Origin of the sequence: Hyunsoonleella flava (genome assembly GCF_004310325.1) — a bacterium.
GTDB classification, from domain to species: domain Bacteria; phylum Bacteroidota; class Bacteroidia; order Flavobacteriales; family Flavobacteriaceae; genus Jejuia; species Jejuia flava.
This window is the reverse complement of record NZ_SIRT01000010.1, coordinates 17,961-35,141: the sequence shown is the minus strand read 5'-3', so window position 1 is coordinate 35,141 and position 17,181 is coordinate 17,961. Positions and strand designations below refer to the sequence as shown.

The 17,181-nt window shown below is 36.7% G+C and carries 11 protein-coding genes; 7 read left to right on the top strand and 4 right to left on the bottom strand.

Annotation, left to right across the window (positions count from 1 at the left end):
- Positions 1-32 precede the first annotated feature (32 nt).
- Positions 33-779 (bottom strand): electron transfer flavoprotein subunit beta/FixA family protein, encoded by a 747-nt coding sequence (locus EYD45_RS11695; protein ID WP_130964743.1) that lies wholly within the window; start codon positions 777-779, stop codon positions 33-35.
- A gap of 155 nt (positions 780-934) precedes the next feature.
- On the opposite strand from EYD45_RS11695, the gene EYD45_RS11690 reads away from it, so the two are divergent.
- Both EYD45_RS11690 and EYD45_RS11685 read left to right on the top strand, forming a co-directional pair.
- Positions 935-1,912, top strand: a complete 978-nt coding sequence (locus tag EYD45_RS11690; RefSeq protein WP_130964742.1) for a pyruvate dehydrogenase complex E1 component subunit beta — start codon at positions 935-937, stop codon at positions 1,910-1,912.
- Between the two features lie 142 nt (positions 1,913-2,054).
- A complete protein-coding gene (locus tag EYD45_RS11685) occupies positions 2,055-4,562 on the top strand; it encodes a DUF5686 and carboxypeptidase-like regulatory domain-containing protein (protein WP_130964741.1) in 2,508 nt (835 codons plus the stop codon).
- Between the two features lie 112 nt (positions 4,563-4,674).
- Here the strand turns inward: EYD45_RS11685 and EYD45_RS11680 are convergent, their stop codons facing one another.
- Positions 4,675-6,054, bottom strand: a complete 1,380-nt coding sequence (locus tag EYD45_RS11680) for a sulfatase (RefSeq protein WP_233702641.1) — start codon at positions 6,052-6,054, stop codon at positions 4,675-4,677.
- A 292-nt stretch (positions 6,055-6,346) separates the two neighbouring features.
- Here EYD45_RS11680 and EYD45_RS11675 point away from each other — a divergent pair, with 292 nt between their 5' ends.
- The gene (locus EYD45_RS11675) at positions 6,347-7,861 is read left to right on the top strand and encodes an NADP-dependent isocitrate dehydrogenase (RefSeq protein ID WP_130964739.1); all 1,515 of its coding nucleotides are present in this window, start codon (positions 6,347-6,349) and stop codon (positions 7,859-7,861) included.
- Between the two features lie 292 nt (positions 7,862-8,153).
- On the opposite strand, the gene EYD45_RS11670 is transcribed toward EYD45_RS11675, so the two are convergent.
- On the bottom strand, positions 8,154-9,032 hold the full coding sequence (locus EYD45_RS11670; RefSeq protein ID WP_130964738.1) for a LysR family transcriptional regulator: 879 nt from the start codon (positions 9,030-9,032) through the stop codon (positions 8,154-8,156).
- A gap of 83 nt (positions 9,033-9,115) precedes the next feature.
- On the opposite strand from EYD45_RS11670, the gene hutH reads away from it, so the two are divergent.
- Genes hutH through hutG form a run of 4 tightly spaced genes read left to right on the top strand, consistent with a single transcriptional unit; the run spans position 9,116 to position 14,828 of the window.
- A complete protein-coding gene (gene hutH / locus EYD45_RS11665; protein ID WP_130964737.1) occupies positions 9,116-10,609 on the top strand; it encodes a histidine ammonia-lyase in 1,494 nt (497 codons plus the stop codon).
- 7 nt (positions 10,610-10,616) lie between these two features.
- Complete coding sequence (locus EYD45_RS11660; RefSeq protein WP_130964736.1) at positions 10,617-12,614, top strand: urocanate hydratase; 1,998 nt, start codon at positions 10,617-10,619, stop codon at positions 12,612-12,614.
- Entirely contained in the window at positions 12,614-13,852 is a 1,239-nt protein-coding gene (hutI, locus tag EYD45_RS11655) for an imidazolonepropionase (protein ID WP_130964735.1), read from the top strand. Before EYD45_RS11660 ends, hutI begins: the two co-directional genes overlap by 1 nt.
- Entirely contained in the window at positions 13,845-14,828 is a 984-nt protein-coding gene (hutG, locus tag EYD45_RS11650) for a formimidoylglutamase (protein ID WP_233702639.1), read from the top strand. The genes hutI and hutG overlap by 8 nt, the downstream gene beginning before the upstream one ends.
- 9 nt (positions 14,829-14,837) lie before the next feature.
- Here hutG and EYD45_RS11645 read toward each other — a convergent pair whose 3' ends face one another.
- The gene (locus tag EYD45_RS11645; protein WP_130964734.1) at positions 14,838-17,060 is read right to left on the bottom strand and encodes a M1 family metallopeptidase; all 2,223 of its coding nucleotides are present in this window, start codon (positions 17,058-17,060) and stop codon (positions 14,838-14,840) included.
- Positions 17,061-17,181: the final 121 nt, after the last annotated feature.

The window sequence follows — 17,181 nt, the reverse complement described above, 5'->3', positions numbered from 1 at the left end:
ATTCCGAAACTAGTTCGGAATGATTTAGAAAACTAAATCACCTTGGCTTCATTATGAAGCAAATCAACCAATTCATCTAGATTATCTGGAGACACTAATTTTACATCACCTTTCGGAGCTGGTTTTTCAAAAGAAACTGAGCGTGTTCCAGCCTCAGCATCTACCGGGTCTAAAACCGTTAAGGGTTTTTTACGTGCCATCATGATACCGCGCATATTGGGGATTTTTAAGTCGCTTTCTTCAACTAAACCCTTTTGACCACCTACGATTAAAGGTAGTGATGTTGCGACGGTTTCTTTACCGCCATCAATTTCGCGAGTGGCTGTGGCAGAAGTTCCTTCAATTTCTAGGCCAATACAGTTATTTACAAAATTGGCACCGGTTAAACCAGCTATCATACCTGGAACCATCCCACCGTTATAATCAATGGACTCACGTCCAGCAATTACCAAATCATATCCGCCATCTTCAATAACTTTTGCCAATTGTTTTGCAACCGAAAATCCGTCAGTTGCGGGCGTATTTATTCTAATGGCGGCATCGGCACCAATAGCTAGGGCTTTACGCAGTGTAGGCTCTGTTTCAGCACCTCCAACATTGACTACGGTAACATTTGCACCTTGTTTTTCCTTAAACCACATGGCTCTGGTTAATCCAAATTCATCATTTGGGTTTATTACAAATTGTACACCATTGGTATCAAATTTTGTATCACCATCAGTAAAATTAATCTTTGATGTTGTGTCTGGGACATGACTTATACAAACCAATATTTTCATAATATTCTCGATTAAAATGTCTTATTTTTTTTGCGGATACGAAGTTATGCAATTTATTTCAAAAATACTATGCATGCATAGTAAATTTTTAAATAATTCTTTTAGTAAGGTGGCTGTTTATTACTATTTTTGCAATTCGATTTAAAAGCAATTAAATGAAGACAATCCAATTTAGAGAAGCGATTTGCGAAGCGATGAGTGAAGAAATGCGCAGGGACGAGAGCGTATATTTAATGGGTGAGGAAGTAGCCGAATATAATGGTGCGTACAAAGCATCTAAAGGTATGTTAGATGAGTTTGGACCCAAGCGTGTTATCGATACACCAATTGCAGAACTTGGTTTTGCTGGTATTGCTGTAGGTTCTACCATGACAGGAAACAGACCGATTGTGGAGTATATGACATTTAACTTCTCTTTAGTTGGAATAGATCAAATTATAAATAATGCAGCGAAAATAAGACAGATGTCTGGTGGACAGTTTAAATGTCCAATCGTGTTTCGTGGACCTACGGCCTCAGCGGGTCAGTTAGGAGCAACGCATTCTCAAGCTTTTGAAAATTGGTTTGCCAATACACCTGGCTTAAAGGTGGTGGTGCCTTCAAATCCTTATGATGCCAAGGGGTTGTTAAAAGCGGCCATTCGTGATGACGACCCAGTGATTTTTATGGAAAGTGAGCAAATGTATGGCGATAAAGGCGAAGTGCCTGAAGGTGAGTATATTTTGCCAATTGGTGTTGCAGACATTAAAAGAAAAGGAGACGATGTAACTATAGTGTCTTTCGGTAAAATTATAAAAGAAGCCTATAAAGCTGCCGACGAATTAGAGAAAGAAGGAATTTCTTGTGAAATTATCGATTTGCGTACGGTTCGTCCTATGGATAGAAAAGCGATTGTAGAATCTGTTAAGAAAACGAACAGATTAGTAGTTCTTGAAGAAGCATGGCCTTTTGGAAATGTGGCTACTGAAATTACCTATTTGGTGCAAAGTGAGGCTTTTGATTATCTAGATGCTCCAATTGTTAAGATTAATACAGCCGATACTCCGGCACCTTATTCGCCAGTATTGTTGAAAGAATGGTTGCCAAACCATGAAGATGTAATAAAGGCTGTAAAAAAAGTATTGTACAAATAAAGTAAGACTTTTTACGTTATATAAACTTCATTAACATAATTGTTGATGGAGTTTTTTTATTAAAAAAGCAACGTACAATTTTTAAACCTCATGCAACCAATGCCATGTTTTGTGTGTCTGTAGTAATGAGACTTGTATTTAAATGAAGATAAAACTACTTTTTGCCCTATTCCTACTTAACGCTTTTGCGTTGTTAGCACAAACCAAAGTGAGTGGTTATGTGTTTGATGAACAAAATCAACCAATATCATTTGCCAATGTCATTTTTTCAGGGACAACAGAAGGTACGATTACCGATGAAAACGGAAAGTTTTATCTAGAATCTGATGAAACCCGAAATGGGCTTATAGTGTCTTTTATTGGTTATGAAACACTAAATGTTCCTTTAGAGAAAAGGGTCAATTACAACTTGAAATTTGTTCTGAAAGAAGAAGCCTCACAATTAAGTGAAGTAGTTATAGTTTCTGGAAAACAGCCCAAAAAGAACAACCCTGCCATTGATATCCTCAGAAAAATTTGGGAGAATAAACGCAGCAATGGCCTAAAGCGATTCAATCAATACCAATATGACAAGTACGAAAAGGTAGAGTTTGATATTAATACCATCGACAGTGCTTTAATAAAAAGCAAATTATTTCGAGGTATGGAATTCGTTTTCAATCAGGTAGATACATCCCGTGTTACTGGAAAAACCTACCTGCCCATGTTTATCAATGAAGCCGTATCAACTGTATACGGAGATAACATTTTGAACAAACAAAAAGAAGACCTGCGTGGTAACAAAAACTCAGGCTTTAGCGATAACCAGGTTATCATAGATTTTGTAGACGATCTGTATTCTGATTTTAATGTTTACGATAACTTTTTGAAATTTTTCGACAAGAGTTTTGTGAGTCCATTGTCAAGAACCGGAATCAGCACTTACAATTATGTGCTGTCTGATAGCTCCTATATCGATAACAAATGGTGCTACAACATTATTTACTACCCTAGACGGAAAAACGAGCTTACTTTTAAAGGGGACTTTTGGGTGGCTGATACTACATATGCCGTTAAGGAAATCAATATGCAGGCATCTAAAAGTGCCAATATAAATTGGGTAAAGGATATCTATATTGAACAGGAATTTGAAGTATTAAATGATTCGCTTTTCCTTGTGAAGCGAGATTACATGATGAGTGATTTTGCCTTTAATAAAAAAGAAAAATCACGAGGTATTTACGGGAAACGTACCACCCTGTATGACAATTACCAGTTTGATATTCCTAAAGACAAGAAGTTTTATGATAAGGAAGTTTACAACTACGATAAAGACGTTTACGATAGAGGCGAGGCGTTTTGGGATAAAAACCGACTGGAAGCTTTAAATAAGGATGAAAAAGGGGTTTACAAAATGCTGGACACCTTGAAGACTGTAAAGAAGTTTAAGCGTTTGTATAATCTAGGGAGTATTTTAGCCTCGGGTTACATCGAATTTAATACTTTGCCTTTGGATTATGGCCCAATTTTCTCAACGTTTGGGTTTAACGATGTGGAAGGGTTGCGTTTGCGTACTGGAGGACGAACCTATTTTGGGCGAAATGATTTATGGCGTTTAGAAGGATTTTTAGCTTATGGGTTTAGGGACGATAAGTTTAAATATGGTATTTCTGGTAAATGGTTGTTAGATAAGAAAAACCGAATTATTATTTCTGGAGGTAACCGTCGGGATGTTGAACAAATGGGTGCAAGCTTGACAAATTCTACCGATGTGTTGGGGCGTAGTTTGGCATCTTCTGCTGTGGTAACTGCAGGAGCTAATGACAAGTTAACGACAATCAACCTTACAAGTTTTGCTGTTGAGGCGGAGCCCTTTAAAAATTTGGTATTTCGCTTAGGCGCAAACTACCGCACTTTAGAGTCGGCTTCTCCAACTTTTAGTTTAGACTATAATACATCTAATGGTGTGGCATCAGAAATTAAACAATATGAAACCACACTCTCATTAGCGTATTTTCCAGGGCGGAAAATGACAGGTTTTGGGGTAGAACGTAAAACGGCAAATGACCATTTTGCTCGTATGTTTGCTCAAATTAGCCGTGGCGATAGAAGTATCTTGAATAGCGATTTTGATTATACGAAAGTGCAGTTTTCCTTTCTAAAACCTTGGCAAGTGGGCGGTTTTGGTAGGTTGGCCACTTCTATTGAGATAGGAAAAACCTTTGGCGAGGTACCTTTGGGACTTTTAAATGTTATTCCGGGTAACCAAACTTATTTTTCAATTTACAATACCTTTTCGCAATTGGATTTTTATGAATTTGTGAGCGACCAGTATGCATCATTTCACTTTGAGCATAATTTTAATGGGCGTTTGTTTTCTAGAATTCCCTTTTTACGAAAGCTCAATTTAAGAGAAATTATAAGTGTAAGAGGTGTTATGGCTAGTATTTCAGATGAAAACATAGCCTTGAATGATGTTCCTAGTAATCCAGCAAATTTAAAATTGATTGCGCCCAATAAGGAGCCTTATTATGAATACAGTTTAGGCATTGGTAATATTTTTAAAGTCTTTAGAATCGATTTTAACTTCAGAGGGAATTATAAAGACGATATACTTTATCCTGATGCTAGAAAATTTGGGGTTACTGGTAGTTTTGGATTTTATTTTTAGAGGTTTCGTTTTAGGATAAATTGCTAAGATGCTTGAGAAAGCTACAAATCTTAGATTTTTACCACATTGCCTGCAATTACGAATACAAAATGTTGTTTAGGGTTATATATTTTTAATCTAATCTAGTATTTAAAACATTCTTCAGCTCCTCAACTAACTCTGGGTATTCTTCAGCTATATTTTTAGTTTCTTTTTCAACAGTTGTATGATCATATAATTCTACGAATCCATCCTTGTGTAGTGTCATCCTATGCGTTGACGTTCTGATAGTTGAAGCTTTATTAGTGTATGCTATGGCGGTATGACCGGAGGTATTAGGGTCTGCTAATATGTCTTTCAGTGAGGCGCCATTAGTATACTCAGGAGTTTCAATTCCTGTTAAATCACAAAGGGTCGGAAAGATATCGAGTGTTTCCACGATGGCATCTGAATTAGCACCTTTATGGGGCATTCCAGGATAATGAATTATTAACGGCGCATGTAACGATTCCTCGAACAAACTATGTTTTCCCCAAATAGCGTGTTCTCCCAAGTGCCAACCATGGTCACCCCAAAGTACAACAATGGTATTCTCATCGGCTCCTGTTCTTTTCAATTCTGCAAGAACTTTACCTACTTGTGCATCAGCATAACTAACACAGGCAGCATAATGGCGACGTACGTCATCAGCGAAAGCTGCATCTTTATTTGGATTTTTACCCCAGCGGTTGTATCCCATAAACTCACCAGAGCCATGCCATGTAGTTTTTCCTTCAGGTTTTTGAGGATGCTCAATCTCTGGTAGTGTAATGCCATCATACTTATCATAATAAGATTTTGGTGCTCCAAAAGGAAGGTGCGGTTTGATAATTCCAACTGCAAGAAAAAATGGTTTTTCGCTACTGCTAGCAAGTGCTCCTAGTTGTTTCACGGCTTCTTTTGCAATTGCTCCGTCTGGATAAATGTTATCATCCCCTTCTACCGTCTGAAAAACGTCCATATCACCTCTTGTTACACGAATCTCTCCGTTAGCTAGTCCGTGCATCATACCACGCGGATGTTGCCATTCTGCAACTGGCATAAGGTGTCTGTCCCATGCATTTGGCATCTCAATTTTTGTACTATCATTCCAATTCTTGCCACCTCTCCCTCCGGGATGATGAGATACTTTTCCAACCGAAACCGTCGTATAACCATGCGTTTTAAACCACTCTGGCATACTTTGATTAATTTCTTCAGTACCGTTTTTTATTTTCTTTGCCCTAAGAAAAAGAGCATTATTGCCTGCAGGTCCGTACTTTCCTGTCAATAGAGTGTATCGTGATGGCCCACAACTTGGGGCGTTTACAAAATGTTGCTGAAACTTAACTCCCTTTGAGGCTAAAGCATCAATATTTGGTGAACTAATATAGTCTGCTCCAAAGCTCTTTAATTCTGGACGAAGGTCATCCACGCAAATCAGTAGTATATTAGGTTTTTGAGTGACTTGTTTTTTTTGACAATTCGTTATCATAACAAAAGATAACCCAGCACAAAAAAATGCTATTATTTTTTCAACTCTCATTACTATATTTTTTTATTCCGAAGCATTTCTTTCACAAATGTCCTAAAACTTTTGCGGATATCCATCATTTTAATGGCTTATATCAAAAGTTAAATAAAGTTATTTTTTTTAGATAAAGTCAATTAATCGCGTGTGCTTATTACTTATTATACATAAATATTATTTATAGTTTTAATAAAAAGTATATATAAAAATATATCAAAAGTTTGTCTTAGTTTTGTGATGTAATAAAAAATAAGATATGGAGGCAGAATTATTAAGCGGAAGTTTTAAGAAGAACAAAACAACTAAAAAGATAAAAATAGCCGTTGCCCAAGGAGATGGTATTGGTCCTGAAATTATGGGGGCAACCTTAAAAATCCTTGAGGCAGCAGGCGCCAACATAGCCCCCAACTTTATAGAATTGGGAGAACAGGTGTATCTCTCAGGAAATACTTCTGGCATTAAAACCGAAGCTTGGGAAACTATTGGTGATGCTAAAATTATTTTAAAGGCACCCGTTACCACGCCGCAAGGCAAAGGTTATAAAAGTTTGAATGTTACCTTACGAAAATCACTTGGACTATTTGCTAATGTTCGACCTGTTTCAGCGTTGCACCCATATGTAAAAACCAATTTCCCGAATATGGATGTGGTTATTGTTCGAGAAAATGAAGAAGATTTGTATGCAGGTATCGAGCACCAGCAAACGGATGATGTGGTACAATGCTTAAAGTTAATTACAAGACCGGGTTGCGAAAGAATTATACGTTATGCATTTGAGTATGCCAAGGCTTTTGGTAGAAAAAAAGTAACCTGTATGATTAAGGATAACATTATGAAGCTTACCGATGGTTTGTTCCACAAAGTATTTGTAGAGATAGCTGCCGAATATCCTGATATTATTAATGAATCTCAGATTATAGACATCGGTGCAGCACACTTAGCAGCACATCCAGAGCGTTATGATGTGATAGTTACCTCTAATCTGTATGGAGATATTATTTCAGATATTGCTGCCGAAATTGGTGGTTCGGTTGGTATGGCAGGTTCTGCTAACATCGGGAAGAACATTGCCATGTTTGAGGCGATTCATGGGTCTGCCCCGGATATTGCTGGACAAAATATAGCTAATCCCTCAGGTTTATTAAATGCTGCAGTGAATATGTTGGCCTACATTGGTCAAACTGAAATTGCAGATAATATAAAAAATGCGTGGTTAACTACTCTGGAAGAAGGTTATCATACTGCAGACATTTACAACAACAAATTCAGTATTAAAAAAGTATCTACTTCAGAATTTACAGATGCCGTTATTGAGCGTTTAGGTGAGAAGCCACAAAAACTAGCGAGTAGTAATATGGCTAATGGCACTGGTAACATCGTTATTTCAGAATACAAAAGAAAAGAAGCAGATAAGCAATTGCTGGGAGTAGACGTATTTATAGATTGGAAGGGTTCAAACCCAGAGGAGATTGGTGAAATACTTTCTGGAATTAGTGCTTTTAAGCTAAAATTAAAGATGATTACCAATAGAGGTGTAAAAGTATATCCCAAAGGTTTAAAGGAAACTTATTGTACAGACCATTGGCGCTGTAGGTTTGTGGCTATGGATGCGGATATCAATAAAAGTGAACCAGTATATAAACCAGTGGAGTTTGAGCAGGTAATTGCATTGCTTTCAAAATTACACAATGAAGGTATGGACGTCATAAAAACAGAAAATCTTTACGAATTTAATGGTAAAAGAGCATTTTCTTTAGGACAAGGCGAATAACAAATTTAGTTTTTGGTTAGTTTAGTTAATAGTTTGAAATTGTCGCCAAAACCCATGAGAAATCATGGGTTTTTCTTTGTGCTTTATCATAAAAAAATATTATGTATTACATAAAAAAGATAAATAAAAATATATCAAAACCTAGTGTTATCTTTGTAAAACAAAAGGGAAATAAATTGCTTGAAAGAGTTTTTTTCATATAAGTAGATTAGTTTAGTTTGAGTTAGTTAGAAGTACGATTTTAGGTCAAGAAATCGGAATAAAAAATCCATGATTTTAATCATGGATTTTTTTATGTTAAATCTAAAAAACTCATCAAAATAGGATTGCGGTTATCCTTGTGCCACACCATTGATAATTCAGTACGTTGAGGGATTTTATGTAATTCAATAAATTTAATGCCTTTTATATGACTTGACGTTAATGATTTGGGTACTATAGAAATACCAAAATTATTTTCAACTAATTTATAAATGGAACTGGCATGAATAGTCAAATGTGAAACTGTTGGCATAAAACCATGGTCTTTAAAAATCTGTAAAACCTTATCATAATATGAAGCACTGTACTCAGGATCAAAAAGGATGAAGGACTCGTCTTTTAGTTGTGCTATATTTTTAAAGGTTGCATTGTTAATGGGATGGTTTTCAGGTAACACCAAACAAAACGCATCGCATAAAACAGGTTGGGATTTTATTGTTGAGGGCAAATGCTCTAATCTTACAAAACCAATATCAATCTTAAAGTTTAATAACCCTTCAATTTGTTTTTGGTTATCGATTTCTTTCAAATTAAAAACCACATCAGGATGTTCTTTCTCATATTTCAAAAGCAAATCAGGAATAACCTGCTGCATTGCAGAGCCTACATAGCCTAATTTTAATTGTCCCCTCTTGCCATCGTGAAGCAGTTTTGCATGATTTACGATATCATCCAGCTGCTTTAAATGCAGACTAAGTTCGTTCTTTAAATATACTCCAGCTTTGGTTAAGGCAACCTTGCGATTATGGCGTTCAAATAATTGAATTCCCAAATCACCTTCCATCTGTTTAATCTGCCTGCTTAAACCAGGTTGCGAAATATAAAGGCGTTCTGCAGCTTTTCTAAAATGTAATTCTTCAGCGACAGCCAAAAAATATCTAAAATGGCGCAATTCTAATTGATTACTCATAGTTATCAATTTAGTATATAAATAGTCTTTTTAAATATCAAAAATAGAAATAACTTTGTAATATTCCACTAAGATTTAGAAGAATGGTGTTTAAATATGGTATAGATACATTGACCGTAGATAAAGTAATTGGTATTGCTGATGGAAAAATTCAAGGCGTACTAATTGATGAAGCAAGAAAGCGTATTGCTGCATGTAGACAAAAAGTAGAGGCGTTGGCGAATTCCAATACACCAGTTTACGGAGTAAATACAGGTTTTGGACCTTTGTGCGATATTAAAATTTCTACTGAAGAAACCAATAAGCTTCAAGAAAACTTATTAATTACACATGCCGTAGGTGTTGGAAAACCTATTGATAAGCGCTTGTCCAAGCTTATGATGATTTGTAAGGTGCATGCCTTATCTCAAGGGTATTCGGGTATTCGTTTAAAGGTCATTGAGCGTATTCTATATTTCATTGAAAACGACATGCTGCCAGTTGTTCCAGAACAAGGTTCGGTTGGTGCCTCGGGAGATTTAGCACCATTGTCGCATTTATTTCTGCCACTTATAGGACAAGGAGAATTTTGGATAGGTGAGGAGGTTGTAGATGCTACATCTATTTTGAAAGCACATCATCTAAAGCCAATTCATCTAAAAGCAAAAGAAGGTTTGGCATTGATAAATGGAACGCAGTTTATTTTGGCACATGCTGTTACTGGGTTAAAAAAGATGCAGTATCTTCTCGATCTAGCCGATGTGGCTGGTGCTATGAGTATTGAAGGTTACCAAGGAAGTTCAGCGCCATTTAAAGACGAATTACATAAAATTCGTCCGTTTTCTGGAAATATAGAAGTAGCAGAACGTATGTTCGCTTTACTGTACAGGTCTCAAAATGTAGATGCACATGAAAATTGCGAGCGTGTACAAGACCCCTATTCAATGAGATGCATTCCGCAAGTTCATGGGGCATCAAGAAATGCCTATTACCATTTAAAAGAACTTGCTGAAATAGAATTAAATTCGGTGACTGACAACCCTATCGTATTGAGTGATACAGAAGCTATTTCTGGAGGTAATTTTCACGGACAACCTTTGGCCATGGCCTTGGATTATGGGTCAATTGCGGCATCGGAATTAGGTAATATTTCGGATAGACGTTGCTACTTATTATTGGAAGGGAAATTCGGTTTGCCACGATTATTAACTACAGGCGGTGGGTTAAACTCTGGTTTTATGATTCCGCAGTATACCACAGCGGCTTTAGTTACGGAAAATAAATCTTTGTGTTTTCCAGCTTCAGCTGATAGTGTACCTACTGCATTAGGACAGGAGGACCATGTATCCATGGGAAGTATTTCTGGGCGTAGGTTCAATCAGATATTAGAAAACTTAGAAAAAATATTGGCTATAGAATTAATGTATGCCGCACAGGCCTTGGAATTTAGAAGGCCAAATACCTTTTCTGATATTATTGAGGCTAATTTCAAAATTATCAGAGCAAACGTTAAAAGATTAGAAGACGATAGGCTTTTAAAAGACGATATTGATATGATGATTAGATTAGTAACACAAGAAGCTTTCATTTTAAAATAAATTGAGGATGACCTTTGCAGAACAGATTTTACAGGGTATACCAGATAAATTACCAAATAGAAAACCTATTCCAAAAGACTCTAATAGAGCGCCCAAAAGGAAGGACGTGCTGTCTGAAGCCGAAAAGAAATTAGCAATCCGTAATGCATTGCGCTATTTTCCAGAAGCATGGCACGAGGAATTGGCACCTGAATTTGCCGAGGAACTTAAACTTTACGGACGTATCTACATGTATCGCTTTAAGCCTGATTATAAAATTTATGCAAGACCAATTGATTCATATCCTGCTAAATCACTGCAAGCGGCGGCCATTATGCTCATGATTCAAAATAATTTAGATCCTGCTGTTGCACAACATCCCGAAGAATTAATTACCTATGGCGGAAATGGAGCCGTGTTTCAAAATTGGGCACAGTATCTATTAACCATGAAATATCTGGCCACAATGTCTGATGCGCAGACACTTCATATGTACTCTGGTCATCCCATGGGATTATTTCCATCTTCAAAAGAAGCACCTCGAGTTGTAGTTACTAATGGCATGATGATTCCTAATTATTCTAAGCCTGATGATTGGGAAAAATACAATGCATTGGGTGTAACGCAATACGGACAAATGACAGCGGGTTCATACATGTACATTGGACCACAAGGTATTGTTCACGGAACAACAATTACTGTGATGAATGCCTTTAGAAAAATACTTCCCAAAGGAGAAACACCTGCAGGAAAAATACTCTTAACCTCTGGTTTGGGTGGGATGAGTGGCGCACAACCAAAGGCTGGAAATATTGTAGGCTGTATAACTGTATGTGCTGAAGTAAATGCCAAGGCTGCTAGAAAAAGATTTGAACAAGGCTGGGTGGATGTTTTGATAGAAGACATTTATGAATTAATTGACCGTGTAAAGATTGCGCAATCAAAAAAAGAAGTGGTCTCCATAGCATATATTGGCAACGTTGTTGAGGTTTGGGAACAATTTGATAAGGCTAATATTTTTGTGCATGTTGGTTCGGACCAAACGTCACTTCATATACCATGGACGGGTGGTTATTACCCTGTAGGATGTACTTTTGAGGATGCAAATAAATTGATAAAGGACAATCCTGAAGTATTCAAACAAAAAGTACAAACATCATTAAAGCGACATGCCGAGGCCATAAATAAGCACACCAAAAAAGGCACTTATTTTTTTGATTATGGAAATGCATTTTTATTGGAAGCTTCTCGCGCGGGGGCAGATGTGATGGCAGAAAATAAGATCGATTTTAAATATCCGTCTTATGTGCAGGATATTTTAGGTCCTATGTGCTTTGATTTTGGATTTGGACCATTCCGGTGGGTTTGCACTAGTGGCAACGAAAAGGATTTAGATAAAACCGATGAAATAGCTGCGGGCGTATTAGAAGGTATAATGAAGTTGGCTCCAGAAGACATCCAATTGCAGATGCAGGACAACATCACTTGGATAAAAAATGCAAAGCGAAATAAATTGGTTGTTGGCTCTCAGGCTCGTATCTTGTATGCAGATGTAGAAGGGCGTGCTAAAATAGCACTAGCGTTTAATGAAGCTGTTGCAAAAGGTGTTATCGGACCGATTGTTTTGGGAAGGGATCATCATGATGTTAGTGGTACAGATTCTCCTTTTAGGGAAACCTCAAATATTTATGATGGTAGTAAGTTTACCGCAGATATGGCGATGCATAATGTTATTGGCGATAGTTTTAGAGGTGCTACTTGGGTGTCTATTCATAACGGTGGTGGTGTTGGCTGGGGAGAAGTAATAAATGGTGGTTTTGGAATGTTATTGGATGGCACAAAAGAAGCTGAAAAAAGACTACAAAATATGCTATTTTACGATGTGAATAATGGAATTGCAAGACGAAGTTGGGCTAGAAATGAAGGTGCTATTTTTGCCATAAAGCGAGAAATGGAACGCACGCCAAATTTAAAAGTTACAGTACCCAATTTAGTAGATAATGCCCTTTTAGAATCTTTGTTTTAATGCAAACACTTTTTAAAAATATAATGGAACTTGTACAGGTTAGGGAAACGCCAATTTCATTTGTTAGCGGAAAGGATATGAATGTTTTACCAACTATTAAAGATGCATTTTTGCTAGTTGAAAATGGATTGATTGCTGATTATGGTAAAATGAGCGATTGCCCAGACCTAAAAGATATTGAAGTTGTAGATATTTCAGGAAAAACAGTATTACCTACGTGGTGTGATTCGCATACGCATCTGGTTTATGCAGGAACCAGGGAAACCGAATTTGTAGATAGAATTAATGGATTGTCCTATGAGGAAATAGCGCAACGGGGTGGTGGCATCTTAAATTCTGCAAAACAGCTACAAAACACTTCAGAAGATGAGTTGTATCGTCAAAGTAAAGAAAGACTTGAAGCTATCATAAGATTAGGTACTGGAGCTGTCGAGATTAAATCTGGTTATGGTTTAAACTTAGAGGCAGAGTTAAAAATGCTTCGGGTAATTAAACGGTTGAATAATGATTATGCATTACCTGTTAAGGCAACATTTTTAGGGGCGCATGCAATACCACAAGAGTTCAAAAACAAAAAAAGCGCATACATCAATAGGTTGATTGATGAGATGATACCAAGGGTAGCTGATGAAAACCTTGCCGATTTTATAGATGTATTTTGTGAAACAGGATATTTTTCTGTGGAAGACACAGCACTGATTTTAGAGGCAGGAATAAAACATGGATTGGTTCCTAAAATTCATGTCAACCAGTTTACCGCGATAGGCGGCGTACAAGTAGGTGTGAAATATAGGGCGTTGTCCGTTGATCATTTAGAAGAAATGAGAGATGAAGATATTGAAGTCCTAATGAATAGTTCTACCATGCCCGTCGCATTACCTGGATGCTCGTATTTTTTAGGAATTCCGTATACGCCCGCTAGAAAAGTGATTGATTCAGGATTACCATTGGCAATTGCCACCGATTTCAATCCCGGATCTGCGCCTTCAGGGAATATGAACTTTGTAGTATCATCCGTCTGTGTAAAGATGAAGATGACTCCAGAAGAGGCCATTAATGCAGCTACTATAAACGGTGCCTATGCCATGGGTCTAGAGAAACAAGTAGGTTCTATCACCAAAGGGAAATTGGCAAATTTTATCGTAACTAAACCAATTTCATCCTATAACTTTTTGCCATATAGTTTTGGTAATCATTGTATTGAGAATGTATACTTAAAAGGTAAAGTTGTTGAATAACCTATTTTCAAATATAAATGCACATTACGAACCTGGTCAACAAAAACTGTGGACAGGACGACAAACATCTGCGGGTATTGAGCCGCAATATTGGTATCAACATATCAGATGTGCAAATTTGATGAACTTGAAAGATTCTAAAACACCCAGTTTTGGATTGATTGGTTATGCCTGTGATGCTGGTGTAAAACGCAATTTTGGACGCACAGGCGCGAAGGGAGGTCCAGACGAAGTCCGTAAAAAATTAGGAAAATTGCCGTTGCATTTTGATAAGGACGTAGTGGATTTTGGAAATGTTAACTGTTTGGATGCAGACTTAGAGTCTTGCCAAAAAGCGTTCTCATTGGTTATCGCCAATGTAATTGATAAAGATGTTTTTCCAATAGGTATGGGTGGCGGTCATGATATAGCCTATGCGCACTACATGGGTTTAAGGCAAGCATTACCAAAAAAGCGCATTGGGATTATAAACTTTGATGCACATTTTGATTTAAGACCGGTGGAGTCTCAACCAAATTCAGGAACACCTTTCAATGAAATTCTAAAAGAGTTTGAAAACAAAGGAGAGGCTGTTGATTATTTTGCAATTGGTATTCAAAAGCAATCCAATACAAAACAAATATTTGAAATAGCCAATAGGTTTAATGTAAATTTTGTGTTTAATGACGTTTGCGACAATTCAGAAGAGAATTTATTTCAACTTCAAACCGCATTGAAGCCAATAATCAGGAATAATGATTACCTATATATTACCATTGATTTAGATGGTTTTTCATCGGCTTATGCATCGGGCGTAAGTGCGCCATCGCCTTTTGGATTTAGCCCAGTATTTGTATACAAGGTGCTTGAATTCTTGCTTAAATCAGGGAAAATGGTTTCCTGCGATATCGCCGAACTCAATCCAAAATATGATAAGGATGCACTAACGGCAAGTTTGGCAGCAAAACTTATAGACTTTATAATCTCAAATGCCTAAGATAAGAAGCTAATTTGCATTTTTGTTCTTAAATGAATCGAATTCTGAAACCGTTTCCGATTTTGGGAAAATATTGTTGGACATATCCGTGTCAGCGAATTCAAAATTAGGATCAAGGTTCACTGTTTTTACTTCTTTTTCTTTAATAAAAACTTCTTTAACCTCATATTCATTTCTGCGCCAAATTTGTGCAGGAAGTGTATCTGTTTCAGAAGAGCCATCAGTAAAAACCCATTCAATAGTTACAGGCATTACAAGTCCGCCAATATTTTTAATCGTTACCTCATAAAGGTTCTTGCCTGAAAGTTTTTTTCGGATAGTGTCATCATCCATTCTTGATAAAAAACCACCATAACTTTTATCTGGTGTTTCTACCATATTAATTACTTCGGGTCCACTGGAAAAATCTTTAGGAGCTTCTGAGATATTATTACCCTCGGCCGCAACTTGTGTGCTTTCAGTTTGGTCTTCAAGATTTCTGTCTTCTTCATGTACCTTAAACCATTTTACATTAGATAATTCCATATCTACATTATCTGTTGTAAAAAACCAACCTCTAAAAAACCAGTCCAAATCGGTTGCAGTGGCATCTTCTAAGGTTCTAAATAAATCTGATGGGTTGGGGTGTTTGTATTTCCAGCGGTTGGCATAATCCTTAAAAGCAGCGTCAAAAAGCTCTTTTCCAACAATGGAATTTCTTAGCATTTGTAAACCCACTGTGGGTTTAATGTAAAAATTAGCACCAAATTGGTTAAATAATTCATTATCCGAAGTTGTCATTATTGGTCGTAATACATTTTTATCACCATTCATAAAAGGAGCAATACTTTTTGGTGTTACGCTGTTAAAATCTGGATAGCGTTCAGCAACTGTGCGTTGATGTAAAAATGTATTTAAACCTTCATCCATCCACATCCATTTGCGCTCATCTGAACTTACTATCATGGGGAACCAGTTATGCCCCACCTCGTGGATAATCGTCCCAATCATACCTGCTTTGGCGTTTTTGCTTATTTTACTATTTTTAGGTCTACCACCATTAAAACTAATCATTGGAAATTCCATTCCAATATTAGAGGTGTTTACTGAAATACATACTGGATAAGGATAATCAAACGTTGCTTCCGAATACACTTCTAAAGCATGCATAATGGCTTTTGTAGATTCCTCTTGCCAAACAGGTAGCCCCTCTTTTGGGTAGAAAGACATTGCCATAACAGTATTGGTTGGTAGTTTAACGGCCTGCGCATCCCACATGAACTTTCTAGAGGAAGCAAACGCAAAATCCCGAACATTTTTAGCACTGAATTTCCATGTTTTCTCTTTAGAAGATTTCTCTTTTTCGTTTTCAATAGCTTCATCTTTAGTGATGACCATTATAGGCTTGTCAAAAGAGTTTGAAGCTTCTTTTAGACGTTTTCGTTGTTGTTTTGAAAGTACATGTTCTGGATTTTGAAGTTCGCCAGTTGATGCGACAACATGATCTGCTGGTACTGTGATTTCAACATTATAGTCCCCAAATTCTAAAGCAAATTCTCCTAATTTTTGAAATTGTTGGTTTTGCCAGCCTTCAGTATCGTTATATACTGCCATTCGAGGAAACCAATGCGCTATTAAATACACCGTATTATCATCCTCTGGAAAATATTCATAACCTTCACGTGATAGTAAAAACATACTTCTATCTGTAATAGGATATGACCATCCGATAGAAAATGTGAGTGAAGCGCCAGATTTTAATGGTTCATCCAAAAGCACTTTCATCATGGTGTTGTTTACCAGAGATTTGATAGGTTTTCCGTTATTATCTTTTATATATTTTATGGTGTAGCCCGCTGGAAAATCAATAGCTCTGGTTAAAAACTGCATTTGTCTGGTGTTAATACCGTCTTTTAAACTATTATTAATTGTACCGAAATCTTCATTTTCTTTTCTATTGACATTTTGCTCCAATTGAATCCACAAATAGCTTAGGTCATCAGGCGAATTGTTGTAGTATGTAATGGTTTCTTCGCCAGAAAGAATGTTTTCTTTTTCATTAATTGTAGCTTTAATGTTGTAATCTGCACGTTGCTGCCAGTATTCCTTTCCTGGAGCGCCGCTCGCTGTTCTATAAGAATTAGGGGGAGACATCAAATTATCGATTGGCTCAAACTTACCTTTCCAAGGTTGATTTTGCGATTGTACATTAAATACAAAAAGTGTAAGGCAAAAAGCGATGATGTATTTCATACTGAATTAAAGTTAGCGGTTTTTCTAAAAAGTTTACAATTTAATAATTCTTCGGGTAAATATTTGTTAATTAGATGATTGTTTTAATCGTACTTTAAGATTATGTAAATTCAAAGTAATT